Consider the following 20,443-nt stretch of genomic DNA (forward strand, 5'->3'; position numbering starts at 1 on the left):
AATTAACTGGTCTTATAAAGTAGTGTACTTCACATTATTTAAATTAAATTTTGATGATTGATGGGTTTTTTGTTGGTAGTTCATGAATATCATTTATTTGCATGGTTTCAAGAGTAATTCCAACTCGATCAAGGGGAAATTGCTGCAACATTACTGTGCAAAGTATCCTGAAATTCAGGTACATTTACCCGATTTAAACATGTCACCGAACGCTGCCATTGCACATGTTTCTGGCCTGATTGAATCGATGCATGATGTGGCGTTACTGGGCAGCAGTCTCGGCGGATTTTATGCGACACATCTGGTCGCACAGCATGCTGTGCCTGCTGTACTGATCAATCCGGCAATGCGACCATGGCAACTGTTTCGTGAACTGTTTGACGAGCAACTGCCTTATCAAGTCCATCCGAACTGGTGTCTGGATGAGGCAGATCTGTTACAACTGCAGCAATTGGCCCTGCCTGTTGCACAAGATGCAGACAAAATACTGGTTCTGCTGCAACAAGGCGATGAAGTTTTGGATTATCGTGAAGCACATCGTTATTATAGTGCTGCGCATCCCCCTGCAATGCTGATGACTGAAGCGCATGGCAGTCACGGGATGGATGATTTTGCGGAAAAAATTCCGTTCGTCTTACAGTTTTTATTGGACTGCATAAAAAAGGAAACCGAATAACGTGTCTCAATATACGGCTCAATCTCTTGAAGTTTTATCTGGTTTGGATCCGGTCCGTCGTCGTCCGGGCATGTATACCGATACTTCTCGTCCCAACCATTTGGCACAGGAAGTGATTGATAATGCTGTCGATGAGGCACTGGCAGGGCATGCCAACAAGATTACCGTCACGGTCTATAAAGATGGTTCTTTATCAGTCGAAGACAATGGCCGTGGTATGCCGGTGGATATTCACCCTGAATATGGCCAGAGCGGTATTGAAATTATCATGACCAAACTGCATGCCGGCGGTAAGTTCAGCACCGATAATTACCAGTTTTCCGGTGGTTTGCATGGCGTCGGGATTTCAGTGGTCAATGCGCTTTCGACCCGTGTAGAGGTCGAAGTTCAGCGTCAGGGTAACCTGTACAGAATGGCCTTTGAAAATGGTGAACCGGTGGCACCGCTTGAAGTACTGGCAGGTAAGGCACCGAAACGGGTATCAGGAACTACGGTACAATTCTGGCCTGAAGCCAAATATTTTGATTCTCCTAAATTTGCCTTAAAAGCGTTAAAACATAATCTCAAAGCCAAAGCTGTTTTGGCGGCGGGTTTACAGATCAATTATGTTGATCAGATCAATGATGAAAAGATCACCTGGCAGTTTGAAAATGGTCTGGTTGATTATTTGATGGACGAGCTGGAAGACCGTGAAATTATTCCGGCACCGGCTTTTGTCGCCACAGGTGACGCAGAGCGCGCCAGCGCAGAATTTGCAATTTGCTGGAATGTCGAAGGGGGTGAAAGCGTCCAGGAATCTTATGTCAACCTGATTCCGACCGCACAAGGCGGAACGCATGTGAATGGTCTGCGTTCAGGCGTCACCGATGCGATGCGTGAATTCTGTGAACTGCGTAATTTGCTGCCGCGGAATATGAAACTCTCTGCCGAAGATGTCTGGGACGGCGTCAATTATATCCTGTCGCTGAAATTCCAGGAGCCACAGTTCTCGGGTCAGACTAAAGAACGTCTGTCGAGCCGTGAAGCAGCTGGGATTGTGCAGAATATCGCCAAGGATGCATTTGCATTGTGGTTGAACCAGAATTCTGACATCGCCATGCAACTGGCTGAAATGGCCATTTCCAAAGCCGGTCGCCGTTTAAAAGCTGCGAAAAAAGTAGAACGTAAAAAGATTGTGGCAGGTCCAACTTTGCCAGGTAAATTGTCGGATTGTGTAGGCCATGATCTGGATCAGTCAGAACTGTTTATTGTGGAAGGGGATTCTGCGGGTGGTTCGGCCAAGCAGGCGCGTGATAAGAACTTCCAGGCGATTATGCCAATTCGTGGAAAAATCCTGAATACCTGGGAAGTCTCTTCTGACGAAGTTCTAGCATCGCAGGAAGTACACAATATTGCGATTGCCATTGGCGTTGATCCGGGTTCGGATGACTTGTCTGAACTGCGTTATGGCAAGGTCTGTATCCTAGCCGATGCCGACTCGGATGGTCTGCATATTGCCACTTTGCTGTGTGCCTTGTTTGTAAAGCATTTTCCTACACTGGTCGAGGAAGGGCATTTATTTGTAGCGATGCCGCCATTATTCCGTATTGATGACAATAAAGATGTGCACTACGCTTTGGATGAAGATGAGCTGAATAGCATCCTGAAAAAATGCAAAACCAAGAATCCGCAAATCACCCGATTCAAGGGTCTGGGCGAGATGAATGCCAGTCAGTTACGTGAAACCACACTTGATCCAAACACGCGCCGTCTGGTGCAACTGGATCTGGATGATGCTCATCATACTGCAGGTTTATTGGATAAACTCTTAGCGAAAAAGCGTGCTAGTGACCGTAAAGACTGGTTGGAGCAAAAAGGTAATCTGGCAGATTTGGTGGTTTAAACTATCGAATTTAAGTAATAAAAAATCCCGCAAGCGCGGGATTTTTTGTTTTAAAACAGTGCAAAATTTATTCAATAGGCTGCACTTTATTTGTACATCATCTTCTATATCACTTCTGCCATGTTTTCATTGCTCTTTGCATGACCTATTTAGAGTTGAGTTCGGATACAGCATTTAAATACCGATTTAATTCTTTTTAGTATTACTAAATCAATGATTAATAATACAAATAATGAGATCAGTTAAAGTAAATTTTTTTATTTTTTGAAGCCTTGGCACAGAAATTGAATCATTCCATCCAGATGTACAACAAGACAAGCATGAAAAATGCACCATTATAAAGTTTGGAGAAAAATCTGATGTTCCAACGCAATTTATTTTCAAAAAGTATTTTAGCCGCAACCATGGCAGGGGCTGTTGCATTAACGGGGTGTTCAAAATCTGCTGAAAAAGCAGAAGCCCCGGGCGCAGAAAGCAAAGTCGCAGACAGCGGCGACACGATTAAAGTCGGGATCCTGCATTCATTGTCAGGCACGATGGCAATTTCTGAGACCTCACTGAAAGATACGGCCTTAATGGCGATTAAGGAAATCAATGATAATGGTGGGGTACTGGGTAAAAAACTGGAACCTGTGGTGGTCGATCCAGCATCTGACTGGCCACTGTTTGCAGAGCAAGCACGTCAGCTGATTACCCAAGACAAAGTCGCGGTAATTTTCGGTGCATGGACGTCGGTGTCACGTAAATCTGTCTTACCAGTGGTTGAAGAGCTGAATGGCTTATTGTTCTATCCCGTACAGTACGAAGGCCAGGAACAATCCAAAAATATTTTTTATACCGGTGCTGCGCCTAACCAGCAAGCCATTCCAGCCGTGGAATACTTGATGAGTGAAGAGGGCGGTAAAGCGGAGCGTTTTGTTCTGCTCGGTACAGACTATGTTTACCCACGTACCACCAACCAGATTTTACGTGCTTTTTTAAAGTCTAAAGGCGTGGCTGATGCGGACATCATGGAAGAGTACACGCCATTTGGTCATAGCAACTATCAAACCATTGTCGGCAATGTGAAAAAATTCGCAGCTGGTAAAAAGACTGCGGTGATCTCGACCATCAATGGCGACTCGAATGTGCCGTTCTATCGTGAATTGGGTAATCAGGGCATTAAAGCCTCTGATATTCCCGTCATGGCGTTCTCGGTGGGTGAAGAAGAACTGCGTGGTATTGACACCAAGCCATTGGTCGGTCATTTGGCGTCATGGAACTATTTCATGTCAGTGAAGAATCCGGTCAATACAGAATTTACCAACAAAATGAAGCAGTATGCAGTGGAATTCAAACTGCCGAATGCTGACAAACTGGTGACCAATGACCCAATGGAAGCGACCTATGTCGGGATTAATATGTGGAAGCAAGCCGTTGAAAAAGCAGGTTCTACAGAGGTCGATAAAGTCCGTGAAGCGATGGCAGGTCAGGAATTCAAAGCACCATCGGGCTATACCCTAAAAATGGATGCAAGTAACCATCACTTACACAAGCCAGTCATGATTGGCCAGATTCGTGGTGATGGTCAGTTTGATGTGGTCTACAAAACATCTCAAACTATTCAAGCAGAGCCTTGGAGCCCGTACATTCCTAAATAATACCTATCTTTTGCCTGCTACAGCCGTAGCAGGCATCCTCTGATTTTTTTCTTACTCTCCACGGAAAACTTCCAATGGAATAGGGGTGTATATAATGAATATTCGTGTGAATATCGCCACTATTTTTCTGTTGTGTATACAAATATTTTGTATGCAAATGGCAACAGCAGAAACCTCTTTACAACACAATAATTCAACCATAGCGATACAACCACAAGATGCGATTCAGCAATTTGTGAAAGGTGATTTTGCTCAACGTCGTGCTTTACTCAATCAATGGCCAGGCAGTATTGAACAGTTAGATCAGCTTGCAGAATATGTTGAAAACGACCAGCTTTATAGCGATTCTCAAGGACAAACCTATATTTTAGAAGCCGATGATCAGTTGCTCAGTTATCCAAGTTTAGATGCTGTTGCAGATTGGCCAAGCGACCTTGCACAAGTCACTTTGGTGAATACCTTGCGTAAAGCATTGACCTTTGGTTTGGCACAAAGCAAGTTGAAGTCGGATGATGCCTCTGAGCGTTTAGAAGCGATTGATATTTATGAAAGCAATCTTGCGGAACTTGATATAGCACATATCAATGCGCTGTATTTAAAAGAACAAAACAATAAAGTCAAAGCCCGTTTGGCACAACTGAAAGCGCGTCTGGATTATGAAAACTCAGATGTGCTCGTCAAAATTCAAGCCGCAAAAATTTTACAAGATTCTAATCGTCCTGATGTCTTGGCGATGATCGACAATGAGTTGTCACAGCCGACTATCCATCCTGAGCTGAAAGCAGCTTTAGTCGAAGCAAAAAGCGAGATTAAAACCAGGATTCAAGTCAGTGAATGGACAGGACATTTATTTTCAGGTTTAAGTACCGCCAGTATTTTGTTGCTTGCTGCACTGGGTCTTGCGATTACCTACGGTTTGCTCGGTGTGATTAATATGGCGCATGGTGAGCTCATTATGATTGGCGCCTATACCACTTATGTAGTGCAAAGCCTGTTTAAAAGCTATTTGGGCAGCTATGTCGATTGGTACTTAATCGCCGCGATTCCTGCGGCATTCTTGGTGAGTGGGCTGATCGGCATGTTGATTGAACGTACCGTGATTCGTCCATTATATGGTCGTCAATTGGAAACCTTGCTTGCAACCTTTGGGGTCAGCCTGATTTTGATGCAATTGGTACGCATGACTTTTGGTGCGCAAAATGTCGAAGTGTCGAATATTTCGTGGCTATCAGGCGGGATCTCAATTACCCCAAGTTTAATGCTGCCGTATAACCGTATTGTGATTATTGTCTTCACCATTGCAGTGCTTTTGTTGTTGGTTTACCTACTGAATAAAACCCGTTTTGGTTTGTTTGTACGTGCGGTGACGCAAAACCGTCAAATGGCACAAGCCGTTGGTATTCGTTCAAGCCGTATCGACATGATGGCCTTTGGTTTAGGTTCAGGTTTGGCCGGTTTAGCGGGCTGTGCTTTGGCACAAGTGGGTAACGTCGGGCCGGATTTAGGGCAAAACTACATTATTGATGCCTTCTTGGTGGTGGTTGTCGGTGGTGTAGGTCAGGTGTGGGGTGCAGTCCTTGCAGCGCTTGGTCTAGGTATTAGTGGTACCGCCTTGGAAATTGGCATTGGTGCGGTACTGGCAAAAATTGTTCTCTTGGTGCTTGTGATTTTGTTTATTCAAAAACGTCCACAAGGTTTGTTTGCCATCAAAGGCCGTTTTGTGGAGTAAGCACATGAAGATTACACAATTATTATCCGACAAACCGCATAGTGGCATTGCGATTGCCGTATGCTTTGCCATTTTATTGGTATTGCCATGGTTACACCTGTTACCTGCCGATTCAACCCTGCATTTATCTGCGTATTGGGTCACCTTGATTGGCAAAATCATGTGTTTGGCTCTGGTCGCTTTGGCACTGGATTTAGTTTGGGGCTATGCCGGAATTTTAAGTTTAGGACATGGTTTGTACTTTGCCCTTGGCGGTTATGCCTTTGGGATGTACTTAATGCGCCAGTCTGCAGGGGATGGCATTCCTGACTTTATGCGCTTCCTTAGTTGGACGGAAGTGCCATGGTTTTGGGTCGGTACGGAATACTTCCTTTGGTCATTGGTATTGGTGGTATTAGTGCCGGGCATCATCGCCTTTATTTTCGGCTTCTTTGCCTTCCGTTCCAAAATTAAAGGCGTGTATTTCTCGATTATTACCCAAGCTATGACTTTTGCCGCTGCATTACTTTTCTTCCGTAATGAAACCGGCTTTGGTGGCAACAACGGCTTTACCGGTTTTAAAACCATGCTAGGTATGGACATTACCTCGGCATCTATGCGTGCCAGCCTGTGCTTTATCACCGCATTGGTACTGCTGCTCTGTTTTGTTGGGTTACGTCATTTAATGAATAAACCTTATGGCCGTGTGTTGGGGGCGATTCGTGACAGCGAAAATCGTCTGCAATATTTGGGCTATCGCACGCTTTGGTACAAGCTCTCTGCTTGGGTGCTTTCTGCTGTGATTGCAGGGATTGCAGGCGCGCTGTATGTGCCGCAAGCAGGCATTATTAATCCAAGTGAAATGAACCCGGTGAACTCGATTGAAATGGCGGTGTGGGTGGCAGCGGGTGGTCGTGGCACTTTAATTGGCCCACTAATTGGTGCAGGTGTCATTAACGGGGTAAAAACCTATTTCACCTCGGCTTATCCGGAAGCATGGCTACTTATTTTGGGTGCGCTATTTATTGTGGTGACCATTTTCTTACCGAAAGGCATTATTGGTCTGTTTGACCGTTTTAAAAAGGAGCGTAGCGAATGAGCGAGGTCCTACAACCGCATGGTGGTCATGCCGCTGAAGGCTATGGCCGTCCTAAAGAACAAGGCGCGGATTTTACCCATGGTATTGCGCTGTATTTAGAAAAAGTCAGTGTTTGGTTTGATGCCTTTCGTGCCTTAAACGATTTGTCGCTTTATATAGAAGAAGGCGAATTACGCTGCATCATTGGGCCGAACGGGGCAGGGAAAACCACCCTCATGGATGTGATTACCGGTAAAACGCGACCAACCGAAGGCACAGCATTTTTTGGGCAAAACTACGATTTAGCCAAAATGAGCACTGAACAAATTGCGGAAGCAGGCATAGGGCGCAAGTTCCAAAAACCGACCGTGTTTGAAAATTTCACCGTCATGGAAAATCTGTTACTTGCTGCACCCAAAGACAAACGTGTGAAAAAAAGCTTCTTTAGCAAGCTTGATCCGGATGCACAAAATGCCTTGGATGAATCCCTCACTCAAATTCGTCTGCAAGAGTTCATTCATAAACCTGCTGGCTTGCTGTCACATGGTCAAAAGCAATGGTTAGAAATCGGCATGTTGCTGATGCAACGTCCAAAACTGATTTTACTGGATGAGCCTGTAGCAGGGATGACCGATGCCGAAACTGAACGCACGGCGGAGCTGTGTTTAGAACTCAAGAAAAATCACACCCTCGTTGTGGTCGAGCATGACATGAGCTTTATTGACACCATCAGTGAAAAAGTTACCGTATTGGCGCAAGGGGCAATTTTGGCAGAAGGCATATTGGCTGAGGTTCAGGCCAATGAAGATGTCATTGAAAAGTATTTAGGACGTTAAGGAGACCGCGATGTTAGAAGTCAAAGACGTCAATCAATTTTATGGTGGCAGTCATATTTTACGTGATGTGTCGTTGACTGCACCTGTGGGTGAATGTTCGGTGGTGCTTGGGCGGAATGGGGTGGGTAAAACCACACTGCTAAAATGCCTGATGGGAATTTTACCGATTAAATCCGGACAGATTTTGCTGGATGGTAAAGACATATCCAGGCTCAGTCCTGAACAGCGTGTACGTGAAGGTTTGGCTTATGTGCCACAAGGTCGCGATATTTTTTCAACGCTGACGGTGGAGGAAAACATCCTCATTGGTATGGCGAAATTTAAAGGTGCTAAAACCAAGAAAGTCCCCGCACATTTGTATGAAATCTTCCCTGTCTTGGATGAAATGAAGCATCGCCGTGGTGGGGATTTATCCGGTGGTCAGCAGCAGCAGCTTGCCATTGCCCGTGCCTTGGCATCTGAGCCTCGTGTATTGATTTTGGATGAACCGACTGAGGGGATTCAGCCATCCATTATTAAAGACATTGGCCGGGTGATTCGTAAACTTGCCGATAGTGGCGAAATGGCGATTGTGCTGGTGGAGCAGTTTTATGACTTTGCTGAAGAATTGGCGGATGGATATACCGTAATGGCACGTGGTCAAGTGGTAGCGAAAGGTGTGGGCAGTGAAATGCCGGAGAAGGGAATTCGGGAGTTGGTGGCGATTTAAGGCTTTTAGCTCCTTCTCCTATGGGAGAAGGTGGGGGCTTATCTTTATTTACCTCTCCCTAACCCTCTCCTAGAAGGAGAGGGAAAAAGCCTCCCTGAGCAAGATATAAGCACTGCTTTATATCGAAGCGTAAGAAAGGGAGGTTTGGAGGGATTAGATTTTAAATCTCCTCTTACGAAGCAGAGCTTCTCATCTCTTAAAGAGAGAGGGGAATTTTCTTTTTTGAATAATGGAGGGATTAGATTTCTGTATTTTCATCCCAAAGGAAGTACATACCAAATTGTCCAGTTCTAAATTCACCGCCTATCGCTTTGCCCGTATCAGCCATATTTTCCCTATAATATTTTGAATATTATGTTTGTTATAGGGTAATAAGATATCGCTGAATCAGCAATCACTCAACCTTTAAATACATGCCATCCGCCGAGACATTATGGCCAAAACCGCAAGACATTGGATTGTTGCTATTCACTACAATCTGTTGTCCAATTTGAGCGTTAAACTGAAATTTCAAATCAATTTTGCAATCTTCTACGCTGTAATTGGTCTGAGCTTTATTCAGTGGCATGCGGGTTGAAAATTCTCCCATATTTGGTCCATAAATCAGACTGCGCAAACCCATATAGAGTCCATTAAAATCAATTTGGTAGGCATTCGAAGCCCGTTTAACTTCCATCGTATTCCACTGACCAAAACCTGCATAGCGGACATATTTCCCTGCAAGATTCTTCGGCTTTTCTGGTGCAGGCACCTGTTTTAGATTGAACTGGCTGGCTTTAGCATTCGGAAAAACGGAAAACCAGGCGCGTGCCCATTGCGGCTTTCCAAGCTTGGCATAACTTAAGCCAACATTATTAAATGCCGTGGTGATATCACGCTCAGAAAAAGTTGTGCCGCCGTATTCTACATTCATCGCACAAAAGGATGACCATGCGGCTTGTTGCTCAAATTGTGCTATGGCCTTTTGATATTGTTTTTGGTCGTAGAATTTCTTGCCATTATTTGCATAGCTTTGCACTTTGCTACAGCCTGAACGCAATTCTTTCTCGAACTCTGAATCAGCAAAAGTGAGCGTGCTTACACTTAAAAGACCGATAGACAATAGAGATTTATACATGGTGTTATTCAGTATGATTTTGAGCTGAATAAAACATAGCCACTAGTATAAGTAAATAGAACTTGTGCTTATTAGGGCGTGTTGAACATTGGGTATAAATTAATGGCAAAAAAAATAGCGAACGGTTAATCTTTAAGTTCTCACACAAAAAAGATATCGTTCGCTATGCCTCGCACCATGCTCAAAGATGAACACTGGACAAGACTGAAACCTATATTACTAGAACTTAATATCTATGACAAAGGAAATCTTAGACAAACGGTTGAAGGCGTGCTTTATCGCATGCGTGTTGGCTGTCCTTGGCGCGACTTACCCGAGTATTTTGGCAAGCCTAATACCATCTATAAAGCTTACCAGCGCTGGTTTCGCAGTAATAAGCTGATTGCATTATTTACGTTACTGATCAAAGACGCAGACCTTGAGTGGGTCTTTATCGATGGCACTCATATTAAAGCGCATCAGCACAGCAATGGAGGCAACGAGAACCTACAATCCATTAGCAAAAGTGTGGCAGGCCGCGCGACCAAGATTCACTTAGCAGTTGATGCTCATGGCAATCCGATTATCTTTCTTTTATCAGATGGCACAACCCACGATGTCAAAGTCGCACCTGATTTAATAGATAAGGTTAATTTGAGCGATACAGAGGTTTTATGTGCCGATAAAGGCTATGATTCTGATGCACTACGAGCCCATATTGAACAAGCAGGGACGCATAATAACATCCCTCGAAAACGAAACACTCAGTCTTCTAACGACCATATGGACTGGGACTTGTATAAAGCCAGGCATCTAGTAGAAAATGCTTTCGCTAAGCTAAAACAGTATAGGGCGGTTGCCACCAGATTTGATAAGCTCAAGCAGAGTTATGAAAATACGGTCGCTCTTGCTTGTGCTTATATCTGGCTCAAATTATGAATGTTCAACAGGCTCTAAACTGGATAACAACAAAATATTGTGATGACCAAATATTAAAAAGCTAAAGAGGAGTGTCCAGCAAGCAGTTCTGGAATAGCTTTAAACTAAGAATGAATCAAGCTAGATCCAGATCCAGATTCAGTTGTAAGAGAACCAAATCACGCCATTGCCCAAACTTCTGTCCGACTTGCGGCATATACGCAGTTTGAATAAAGCCTAATTTTTCGTGCAGGCGAATTGACGAGGTATTTTCTGAATCAATTGCAGCAACCATGATATGCAGTTTCTGTACTTGAGCCTGTTCAATTAAATACTGCAATAATTGAGAACCTAAACCTTGCCCTGCATAATCTGGATTTAAAAAGATCGAATGTTCTACCGTCTGTTGAAAGCCCTGAATACTACGAAACTGATCATAACAGGCATAGCCAGCAATGACCTGATTTCGCGTATCTTCAACCACAAAAACCGGGAAATTCTGATTTTTAAGCTGCTTAAACCAGATTTTGAAATAGTTCAAATCAAAGGCTGTTCTGTTCCAGGTCGCAGTACCATAGAGTACTTCCTGATTATAAATCTTGAGGATGGTTTCAAGATCATGTTCGGTCGCAGGTCGAATATCAAAATCAGGCATATTCTTGTTCTAGTAGAGGTGAGCTGAAATCACAGTTTAAAAAAAGCAGAACCGGAGTTCTGCTTTCGATCATACATCAATTAGAAATGATATTTCACAAGTGCGCTGACATTGTTTTCATCTTGATTTTTAAGACCAAACTTATTGTTCCACACTGAATGTTCAACACCGAGGTATAAACGGGTATCTGGAGAAATGTGTTTGCCCGCATTCCATTTCCACTGTGTAGTCCAGTTTAACTCGCTTGCTTGAGCGTCTTTTTCAGCAGTTGACCAATCAAGGAAGCCATCTACAAGAAAATCTTCAGCACCCAGTTTAAATGGCACACCATAGGTAAGCGTCATTTGATAATCGTCTTTATTGCCAAACACTTTTTCATTGTTTGCACGATAAAGATTTAAGCTTGCATATTGAAAGTATGGGATATCAAGGTCAAAGCCCACGCCATATAGGAAGTTATCAGCATTATCTGAACCTTCCCACGTTGTTGAAATAAGCACATCTTTCACTGGACCAAAGGCAAGTTTTTGGCCTGTAACTTCGCTTAAGCTTAAACGTGGTGATAACTCAAAGTACGTACTTTTAACATCATCGCCACCGCGCAGACGATCCATAAAGAAGAATACATCTGCATATTTAACTTTTGCAGCATATTCAACAGTTAAAGTAGTTTGCTGATCGTCTACAAATTCATAGTTTTCACCATAAAGACCTGTAACGCTAAAGTCCTGCCAAACTGGTTTTGCTTGAGCAAATGCTGCAGTTGAAGCCAATGCACAAAGTGCCGCAAGTTGTGTAAATTTCATTTAAATCTATCCCCCCGAGAAAGCAGAATAAGCATACAGATTAATAAGTAAAAATAAAGTTAAAAGTGATCGCTGACTTAAATATATTTCAGCCCCCATGAGTTGAATGAAGACGATCATCTTCCTCAGTTTTCATTGCCTTTCGCTGATACTTCTCTAAATTATTATTTTTTAAATAAAGTTGAATATGTAGTGCCTTAAAAGACTGAATGTATAACTAAAAATATAAAATCACTTCAATTTACGATGATTAACTTACAAAATCAGTAAAAAATAGGGGGGGATATACAGATTGTTTAGTAATTAATTTGGGCCTGAGGCTGAACAGCTTTGTTCTGTTTGTGTAATGAGGTTAGTTTGAAAATCTCAAATGACCGTCGTTTTATAAGCCTGTTCTCAGCCTCTTCAAGTGAGATTGAACGGTCTTATATTTCAATAAAAAATTATTTTGCAGGTTGTTATTTTAAAATGACGAAAGAGTATTTTTCCCGGTTATGCAAAAGCAACTAAATAATGATAAAGCAAATGATCTATTCAGGACTGTAAGGCTGACTAGGCGCTGATCTTATAAGATAAATTATTAGGTAAAAGTGAGCTAATTTCGATAAAAAATACTTTTAATTCCTCCTTTTTTAGGTTTCCTGGTCGAGTGTTATTTAAGCGATTTATCGGTCTGGCTAAAAAATTATTTCAAATTAAATCATGTGAAAGGTTGTGAAATTTCCGTTTGAAAAATCCTGTATTTTTGAGCTGAGTAAGCAGTTGTCACAATGGATTATTCTTTTGCTAAAAAACCAAAATATCACTTGCATATTTCCAAGATACAGCCGATATTCAAGATATAAGGACACGATTCTGCAGACTCAAAAATGTGTTCATCATTCAAAATGGAGGGTGTGATTCCAATCATTTGAAGAAGTGAAATGCGATGCGAAACAGCAAGCTACAAACGTGCCAAGATAAAAAATTTTGCACTCAAAAGTTACAAAGATTGAGGATGGTAATATATGAATATTGAACTTCGTACCGATAACCACATTCAGAATAGTGATCGTTTAATTACTTATGTACGGGAAGAATTAAATCAAGAATTCCAGCGCCACAGCGAACGTATTACCCATTTTTCAGTCCATCTAAGTGATGAAAATGGCGCCAAAGGCGGCGATGACGATATTCGTTGTATGATTGAAGCGCGTCCTGCAGGTTTGAAACCTGTCGTAGTCAATCATCGTGGCCATAATGTCGATACTGCGATCCATGGTGCAATTGACCGACTAAAACGTAGTCTGGAACATGTGATCGAGAAAAAAGACAATGTTCGTCTTGGTGCTCTCGAACTAGCAGACACAGATACTGCGGATATCGAAGACTAAGCCGAACCGATTTGAAAAAGCCCTGCGGGGCTTTTTTCGTATTAAACAAAAATATAGTTATGAGAAGCACAACAAATCCTGCTTTATTCGGCATAATAGTCGAAAACGAATCAAAGTGAGCTCCATCATGTTAACTGCGCAACAACAACTTTTTGTGCAAGCACTCGAAGAATTAAATCTGGACCAGGTCAAACAGCTGCTGGCAGATGGACTCAACCCGAATTTTATTGATCATGACAAAGGCCCGGTGATTTCGGTCTGGTCAGATGGCCTGTTTAAATGGTGGGAAGAAGTGTGTGAGCTGTATGAAGCCGGAACACCACTTTCAGAAGAGGAGAAACAGGCACGTTTGGCGGTACATTTACAGATTCTGGAAGAACTGATCCAGGCCAAAGTGAATCTGCATTTGTGGGATGCAGAAGAAATTTATGGTCCACTCTGGGATGCCGCAAGTGCCGCATGCGCGCCAGCTGTACAGCGTTTACTGGATGAAAAAGTCGATCCAAATAGCAAAGATGAAGATGGCATGACTATTTTATCTTCAATTAGTGATCTATTCTTTGATTGTGATTTTGATGAAATCAACTGGTCAGAAGCCTTGGATGAAGAAAAACAGACGCTAGAACTGCTTCGCAAGCATGGCGCAAAAATGACCAAAGAACTCAGTTAAATTTTAATAAAGAGCTCCAACATGACAACATTAAAAACCTTGGGTTTGATTGCACTGGCCGGTTGTAGTGCACAGCTTTTCGCAGCAGATTTTGAATTTGATCGACCAGGTGAGGGTCTCAGTACTGGAATTACTCCAGTCGGAAATGTCGCTTGGGAGCAAGGGTTGCCTACAGCACATTATAGCAAGTCGGGCGATCAGACCGCGACCACACTCAGTGCAGATATGTTGTTACGTACCGGACTCAGTGATGATCTGGAATTGCGTTTAGGTTGGGCTGGCCCGACCTGGACCCAAGTGAAATCCAATGGCCAGACCGAAGAAGATGATGGTCTGGGCGATGTTAGTATTGGTCTGAAAAAGGCCATTGATTTGGATGATGACAAACTCAGTATGGCTTTGCTGGCCGAAGCCATCATTGCAACAGGCAATGCCGGTTTCACTAATGAAGAAGATATTTACAGCTTGGGTTCTGTCGTGTCGTATCAATATAATGACTTGGTCAGTACCGCATTGACCATGCGTTATGAATGGCAGAACAGCAACTGGGCAGTGTCTGCGATTCCTTCTCTAGGCTACCGCATTACTGATCGCTGGTCAGGTTATTCTGAACTGATTTACCGTAAAGCGGAAAGTGTCGATAATCAATACGCACTCGGTACCGGGGTCATGTATGCTTTAAACGATCGTGTCCAGTTAGATGCGAATGTCGGTGTAGATCTGGATGGTGCAGATCGAAGCTACTTCTCAGGCCTAGGTTTCTCTGTGCTGTTCTAAGATACTCATTCATAGAAGATGAAATACTCGCAGTTCCCGACCTGGGGGAAAATGCTTGCCCCGGTTATTTTGGGAAGCGCCTTGTTCAGCAGTCCTGCTCAGGCGGAAACTGCATTGTTGTCTGCCGAGCAGGCCTTTCCTGTGAGCGTGATCTCCGCCAGTCAGCAGCAGGCTGAACTGAGCTGGCAGATTCCGGACAACTATTATCTGTATCAGCATAAAATTGAAGTCCGGCAGGGCAACCAGCCGGTGACGTTTGAGTTGCCACCCGCTGAAGATTTATATGATGACAACTATGGGCATACCCAGGTTTATTATCAGCAGTTAAAGTTTCAGATCCCGACTCAGGCGGGGCGATCCTATCAGGTCAGCTGGCAGGGTTGTGCCAAAGACCGGATCTGTTATCCGCCACAAACCATTCAGTTCAAGACCGATTTGTCCGGTCTGGTGCAATTTGAAGCTGCCGGATCAGGAACAAAGCGTTTACTTGATCTGAATACTTCATCACTGCAACACAATACCCTGTTTAATACAGCAGATTCTTCAGAATCTACAGCAGATGAAATCTCTGCATCAGCCAACACACAAACCGAACCCTATGCAGCACAAGACCAGAAATGGTCAGCCCAACTGCTTGAACGCTCTTTGGGCTATGGGCTTTTGCTGTTTTTCGGCCTGGGAATTTTACTGGCGTTTACGCCGTGTTCCTTGCCGATGCTGCCGATTCTGACCTCACTGATTGTACGTGACAGTAAAGGCCTGAAAGCCTGGATGATTGCACTGACTTTTGTCAGTAGTATGGCTGCTGTCTATGCAGTACTTGGCCTAATTGCATCTTCGGCCGGCCTGAATTTTCAGCGCTGGTTGCAGCAACCTGGGACTTTAATTGCTTTTAGTGTGCTATTTGTCCTGTTTGCCCTGAATCTGTTTGGCCTGTTTGAAATCAAACTGCCGCAACGTCTGGTTCATCGTCTGGACCGGGCACAAGCCATGCAGCAGGGAGGTAGTCTGGTCAGTGCGGGCGTTATGGGCATGATTTCGGCGCTTCTGGTAGGACCATGCATGACCGCACCACTGGCAGGTGCATTGTTGTTTATTTCCCAGACGCAAAGTCAGTGGCAGGGCGCTCTGTTGCTGTTTACTCTGGGTTTTGGGATGGGGACGCCTTTATTACTGGCCAGTATTCTGGGGGCACGGGTTCTGCCTAAAGCCGGGCATTGGATGAATCAGATCAAAGTGCTCTTTGCCTTTATCATGCTGGCGCTAGCGCTGTATTTTATTCGTCCACTGATGTCAGAAGCTGCGTTACAGTGGTTATCCTTAGCTTTGGGCATGACCTTCGTGGCCTATGTGCTGTTCCGGATTTTCTGGAATCGTACTGGTCTAAGATGGCTATATATCCTGTGTCTGGTACTGGCCGTACCCTATATTGCTTATAGCCAATATCAGCATAGTCAGCGGTTTTTTGTGGAGCCGGCGAGTACAGAAGCCAACTGGCATGTGGCACGTAGTGCAGCAGAATTTCAGCAGATTTTAGGCAAGGTACCGCAAGGACAAAAGATCATTATTGATGTCTATGCCGATTGGTGTGTGGCGTGTCAGCCGATCGAACATCGGATTTTAAAATCTGCAGCGGTACAGCAGGCGCTTGCGCCATATTTCCTGATCAAGCTGGATTTAAGCCAATATAATGCCTCTCATCAAGCGCTGTTAAATCAATGGGAAATTCTAGGGCCACCGACGTATTTATTCTTGAATGCGCAGAAGCAGGAAATTCGTGACTTGCGTTTGACCGGTGCCTTTAGCGAGGCAGAATTGCTGGCACAGCTGCAAGCACTGGCTCAAAGTGAAAATCCATAATCTAGTCTTAAAAAAGCTGAACCCGTTTAAGAAACCTGCATCTGTGCTGGAACCGGTTCAGCATAGGCTTTGACCAGATTACGCCCACCGGCTTTAGCCTGATAAAGCGCCTGATCGGCTTGACTCAATAACTGCTGCGGGCGTAATTCCGCGCTAGAAATGGCAATCCCGAAACTGGCGGTCACCGGAATCAGCTCACCCTCATCACTGAAAATCTGCAATTGCTGAATGGCGATGCGGCAGCGCTCAGCCACTTGTTCGGCTTTTTCCAGACTGGTATTTTTAAGCACTAAAATAAATTCTTCCCCGCCAAAACGGCCGACCACATCACTTTCGCGCAATTGCTGGTTCAGCACAGCACTCACTTCGACTAAGGTTTCATCACCCTTATGATGGCCATAGTGATCATTAATTTTTTTGAAATGATCCAGATCTAATAATACTAAAGCATAATTGGGAGTGGCTGCAGCATTCAGTTTATCCAGACATTGGTTGATGCTACGGCGGTTAAACAGGTTGGTGAGCGGATCAATCTGACTCAGTTGTTTGATCAGTTGTTCACGATGCCGCCATTGACTGAGCAGAATCTCGAATAACACCATGCAGACGGCCAGAATTGGCAAAATGAAATACAGCATCGATAACAGCCAGAAACCATTATAGAAAAGCTTGTCATCGATATTAAAGAGCGGTGAATAGGGCAATTGATGACTGAAACTTAAATAGGCACATCCCCCCAAGAAAATGGAGGCAGGAATCAGCATGCTATACACCAGCGTGCGATGAAACAGCACCAGTCCGACCATAATTAAGCAGACGTAAGCGGTAGTAGCGACCGGACTGATCACGCCGACAATATAGGCATCTCGGCATAGCGAAACCACAAAGGTGCCGACTGCCAGATAGGGCAGATAACGTTCCACCAGACGGTTGCCCTGAAATTTATAACAAGGATAAATCAGTACGGCTAAAATCAATAAAAAACCGCCGTTTAGCACGACTTGCGAATGAACCCGTTCAATCTGTACATATTGCCAATACTCAGGATTGAATAAAACAAACAGGTCCCAGCCGAGCCAGGTCAGATGTACACCGCATCCCAAAGTCAGCATCAGGATGCATTTCTTCAGGATGCGCCAGTTCATCACGACTTCATCTTCGACTAGATATTTCTTGATTCTGTGTCTTAGCACTTTTTCTAATACAGGCGATATTCGCTTCATGGTCCCAGTCTGACTTTAATTGTTATGGCAGATTTTTTAAGACTTATTGGATATTTATAGCTTTATTTACACAAGATAACATAAGTTTGAATGCTTGATAAACAACAATATTTAAAACATTTTTGTGATTTAGTTGATACCTCATCTGCTTAGTCTTTGCCTATAGCACAAGTGATCTTGGCTATTCCAAAGGGTTCTAATCAAAATTAAAGAGGTTAAGAGGCATACAGTTTTGTTCTAAATTCAGGATGATGTGTTTTATTTGTGCTAATTATTTCAATATGGTCAATCGTTAAAATGGCTGCATTGTTAGAAACAACCAAAGATAAAGAGCGAAGCCATGAAAGTTTTACAGATTGATTCCAGTATTTTAGGAGATGCTTCTATTTCGCGTCAGTTGACTCAGGCCGTGGTGGAACAATTGCAGCAAAAATATGCTGAGGCCATTGAGGTTGAATATCTGGATCTGGCAGCACAGCCTATTCCCCATCTTACTGCCGAAATTTTAATGGGCCAGAATGCAGAACAGACGGCATTGGGCGAGGAAATTTTAGAGCAATATTTGCAGGCGGATATCGTGGTGATTGGTGCGGCGATGTATAACTTCGGTTTGCCATCGACCCTGAAAGCCTGGATTGACCGGATTTGTGTCGCGGGACGTACCTTTAAATATACCGAACAAGGTCCTGTGGGTTTGGCGGGCAATAAAAAAGTGTATATTGCCAGCAGCCGTGGTGGTGTGTATGGCGAGCAAAGCTCGGCTGATTTTCAGGAGGCTTTCCTGAAAACCGTATTTAACTTTACCGGTGTGAATGATATCGAAGTGATTCGTGCTGAAGGGGTGAACATGGGCGAAGCGGTTAAAGCCCAAGCATTGCAAACTGCATTGCAGCAGGTTCAGGCCATTTAAAACCTAAAACCTCTTTTCAAAGGTCAGCTACGGCTGACCTTTTTATATACTAAATCATGCTTAATCCCGATCCAGACGATGGGCAAATTCTGCGAGATCGGTCAGCGCCTGTTTGGCTTCATCGAACCAGGCACTGAACATCTGGAAGTTGTGCCACATGCCGGTATACAATTTAAATTCGACCTCGACACCTGCCTGTTCCGCTTTTTCTTTAAAACGACTAGCATCATCCAGCAGAATTTCCTTGGAACCTACCTGAATATGAGTCGGTGGCAAGCCAGTTAAATCGGCGAAAAAAGGGGAAACTTCTGGATCACCACGATCAATCGAACGCGGCACATAATATTCAATCCCGGTTTGAACTGTTTCCAGAGACAGCAGGGCATCATGCTTCTGGTTATAACGTAAAGATTCACTGGTCAACGTTAAATCCAGCAGTGGAGACAGCAGAATCAGACCGCTGACCTGTGGCAGACTTTCCTGCTGTATTTTGAGTGCCAGCGCCAAGGCCAGATTGGCCCCGCAAGAATCACCGGACAGAATGATATCTTTGGCCTGAACACCTTGATCCAGCAGCAGATTATAGACATCAAACAAGGCTTCTAATGCTTCTGGATAGGCAGATTCGGGTGATAATGGATAATCTACATGCAGCACCTGCATCTGGGTTCGAGCTGCAATTTGAGTCATAAAGGCACGATGGGTATTTAAAGAACCTAAGTAAAATGCGCCGCCATGAATATGAAAAATCAGCTGGGTCGATTCCTGCTGCGGCTTAATTTCTTCCGCGCGCAGTCCGGCCAATCGAAGCGAGCGAATCTGTACCGTTTTATCCTGAGGAAAAAGTTTGCACATCTGTTCCAGTGCAATGCGCATCGAACTCGGTGGAAGACTGAATCTGCTCGGGGCACGAATGGCCGTTTTTAAAAAGCTTTCTGTAATTAATTGTTTCGTTAGCGGGCTTATCTTCATCTTCCTTCCATCTTTTTGTGCTTTTATTGATCGTATAGATTATTTACCAACCATATTTACAAGGTTACACTAAATAGTCACACCTAAAAATTGAAAAATTGTTGTGACTTTTTAATACTACATGGGTCTATTTTCAGACTAAGGAAATGAAGAAAAATGAAAAAAATAGCGCTTACGTTAGGACTACTAGGCTTATCTGCATTGGCGAATGCCGCGGATCCTTTAAATGGCACGGTATGGAAAACCATTGATGATAAAACCAAGCAGCCTAAGGCCATGGTTAAATTCACTGAACAAAAGAACGGCACTTTGTCAGCCAGTATTCAGTCTGTGTTAACTCCAGGTGAAGAAAATGCCTGCAAGAAATGTGAAGGTCCATATCACAACAAATCTCTGAAAGGCCTGACCATTGTTAAAGGTCTAAAAAATGCTGGCGGGACTAGCTATGACAGCGGTTCGATCCTGGATCCGCAATCCGGTAAAACCTATAAGTTGAAAGGCCAGCTGGCAGACGGTGGCAAGAAACTTGAGCTACGTGGTTTCATCGGTGTAGCGGCATTGGGTCGTAACCAGACTTGGATTCGTGCCAACTAATTTATTTTAAGCAGATATACAAAAGCCTGACCAATGTCAGGCTTTTTTATGAGTGTTATT

At 43.8% G+C, this 20,443-nt stretch carries 19 protein-coding genes; 14 read left to right on the plus strand and 5 right to left on the minus strand.

Annotated elements, in window-relative coordinates:
• Window positions 1–82 precede the first annotated feature (82 nt).
• The 7 genes from F891_RS00390 to urtE all read left to right on the plus strand — a co-directional run bounded on the left by F891_RS00390 (window position 83) and on the right by urtE (window position 8,529).
• On the plus strand, window positions 83–676 hold the full coding sequence (locus tag F891_RS00390; protein WP_005261523.1) for a YqiA/YcfP family alpha/beta fold hydrolase: 594 nt from the start codon (window positions 83–85) through the stop codon (window positions 674–676).
• Between the two features lies 1 nt (window position 677).
• Window positions 678–2,558: a DNA topoisomerase IV subunit B gene (gene parE, locus F891_RS00395; RefSeq protein ID WP_005261524.1), complete on the plus strand. Its 1,881-nt coding sequence runs from the start codon at window positions 678–680 to the stop codon at window positions 2,556–2,558.
• Window positions 2,559–2,917: 359 nt separating this feature from the next.
• Complete coding sequence (gene urtA / locus F891_RS00400) at window positions 2,918–4,198, plus strand: urea ABC transporter substrate-binding protein (protein ID WP_005261529.1); 1,281 nt, start codon at window positions 2,918–2,920, stop codon at window positions 4,196–4,198.
• A 94-nt stretch (window positions 4,199–4,292) separates the two neighbouring features.
• Window positions 4,293–5,927, plus strand: coding sequence for an urea ABC transporter permease subunit UrtB (gene urtB, locus F891_RS00405; protein WP_005261530.1), 1,635 nt, complete (start codon window positions 4,293–4,295; stop codon window positions 5,925–5,927).
• A gap of 4 nt (window positions 5,928–5,931) precedes the next feature.
• Window positions 5,932–7,005 carry an urea ABC transporter permease subunit UrtC gene (gene urtC, locus F891_RS00410; RefSeq protein ID WP_005261532.1) on the plus strand — a complete coding sequence of 358 codons (1,074 nt, stop codon included), beginning with the start codon at window positions 5,932–5,934 and terminating at the stop codon, window positions 7,003–7,005.
• Window positions 7,002–7,820: an urea ABC transporter ATP-binding protein UrtD gene (gene urtD, locus F891_RS00415; RefSeq protein ID WP_005261534.1), complete on the plus strand. Its 819-nt coding sequence runs from the start codon at window positions 7,002–7,004 to the stop codon at window positions 7,818–7,820. The genes urtC and urtD overlap by 4 nt, the downstream gene beginning before the upstream one ends.
• A gap of 10 nt (window positions 7,821–7,830) precedes the next feature.
• Window positions 7,831–8,529, plus strand: coding sequence for an urea ABC transporter ATP-binding subunit UrtE (gene urtE, locus F891_RS00420; protein WP_005261535.1), 699 nt, complete (start codon window positions 7,831–7,833; stop codon window positions 8,527–8,529).
• Between the two features lie 394 nt (window positions 8,530–8,923).
• Here urtE and F891_RS00430 read toward each other — a convergent pair whose 3' ends face one another.
• On the minus strand, window positions 8,924–9,646 hold the full coding sequence (locus F891_RS00430) for an outer membrane protein assembly factor BamD (protein ID WP_005261536.1): 723 nt from the start codon (window positions 9,644–9,646) through the stop codon (window positions 8,924–8,926).
• A 165-nt stretch (window positions 9,647–9,811) separates the two neighbouring features.
• Here F891_RS00430 and F891_RS00435 point away from each other — a divergent pair, with 165 nt between their 5' ends.
• Entirely contained in the window at window positions 9,812–10,564 is a 753-nt protein-coding gene (locus F891_RS00435; RefSeq protein ID WP_004782589.1) for an IS5 family transposase, read from the plus strand.
• 115 nt (window positions 10,565–10,679) lie between these two features.
• Here F891_RS00435 and F891_RS00440 read toward each other — a convergent pair whose 3' ends face one another.
• The gene (locus tag F891_RS00440; protein ID WP_005261537.1) at window positions 10,680–11,198 is read right to left on the minus strand and encodes a GNAT family N-acetyltransferase; all 519 of its coding nucleotides are present in this window, start codon (window positions 11,196–11,198) and stop codon (window positions 10,680–10,682) included.
• A gap of 80 nt (window positions 11,199–11,278) precedes the next feature.
• Window positions 11,279–12,004 (minus strand): outer membrane protein OmpK, encoded by a 726-nt coding sequence (locus F891_RS00445; RefSeq protein WP_005261538.1) that lies wholly within the window; start codon window positions 12,002–12,004, stop codon window positions 11,279–11,281.
• Window positions 12,005–13,011: 1,007 nt separating this feature from the next.
• Between F891_RS00445 and F891_RS00450 the strand changes: the two genes are divergently transcribed.
• The 4 genes from F891_RS00450 (at window position 13,012) to dsbD (ending at window position 16,684) form a co-directional block, all read left to right on the plus strand.
• Window positions 13,012–13,377, plus strand: a complete 366-nt coding sequence (locus F891_RS00450; protein WP_005261539.1) for an HPF/RaiA family ribosome-associated protein — start codon at window positions 13,012–13,014, stop codon at window positions 13,375–13,377.
• A gap of 127 nt (window positions 13,378–13,504) precedes the next feature.
• Window positions 13,505–14,047 (plus strand): hypothetical protein, encoded by a 543-nt coding sequence (locus tag F891_RS00455; RefSeq protein WP_004647221.1) that lies wholly within the window; start codon window positions 13,505–13,507, stop codon window positions 14,045–14,047.
• Between the two features lie 21 nt (window positions 14,048–14,068).
• Complete coding sequence (locus F891_RS00460; protein WP_005261540.1) at window positions 14,069–14,824, plus strand: transporter; 756 nt, start codon at window positions 14,069–14,071, stop codon at window positions 14,822–14,824.
• 18 nt (window positions 14,825–14,842) lie between these two features.
• Window positions 14,843–16,684 (plus strand): protein-disulfide reductase DsbD, encoded by a 1,842-nt coding sequence (gene dsbD, locus F891_RS00465; RefSeq protein ID WP_005261541.1) that lies wholly within the window; start codon window positions 14,843–14,845, stop codon window positions 16,682–16,684.
• A 26-nt stretch (window positions 16,685–16,710) separates the two neighbouring features.
• On the opposite strand, the gene F891_RS00470 is transcribed toward dsbD, so the two are convergent.
• Window positions 16,711–17,907 carry a GGDEF domain-containing protein gene (locus tag F891_RS00470; protein ID WP_005261542.1) on the minus strand — a complete coding sequence of 399 codons (1,197 nt, stop codon included), beginning with the start codon at window positions 17,905–17,907 and terminating at the stop codon, window positions 16,711–16,713.
• Window positions 17,908–18,247: 340 nt separating this feature from the next.
• Here F891_RS00470 and F891_RS00475 point away from each other — a divergent pair, with 340 nt between their 5' ends.
• Window positions 18,248–18,817, plus strand: a complete 570-nt coding sequence (locus F891_RS00475) for an FMN-dependent NADH-azoreductase (protein ID WP_005261543.1) — start codon at window positions 18,248–18,250, stop codon at window positions 18,815–18,817.
• A 60-nt stretch (window positions 18,818–18,877) separates the two neighbouring features.
• On the opposite strand, the gene F891_RS00480 is transcribed toward F891_RS00475, so the two are convergent.
• On the minus strand, window positions 18,878–19,789 hold the full coding sequence (locus F891_RS00480) for an alpha/beta hydrolase (protein ID WP_005105341.1): 912 nt from the start codon (window positions 19,787–19,789) through the stop codon (window positions 18,878–18,880).
• 156 nt (window positions 19,790–19,945) lie between these two features.
• Between F891_RS00480 and F891_RS00485 the strand changes: the two genes are divergently transcribed.
• Entirely contained in the window at window positions 19,946–20,383 is a 438-nt protein-coding gene (locus tag F891_RS00485; protein WP_005105342.1) for a DUF2147 domain-containing protein, read from the plus strand.
• Window positions 20,384–20,443: the final 60 nt, after the last annotated feature.

Origin of the sequence: Acinetobacter sp. CIP 101966 (assembly GCF_000369725.1) — a bacterium.
Lineage (GTDB): Bacteria > Pseudomonadota > Gammaproteobacteria > Pseudomonadales > Moraxellaceae > Acinetobacter > Acinetobacter lwoffii_Q.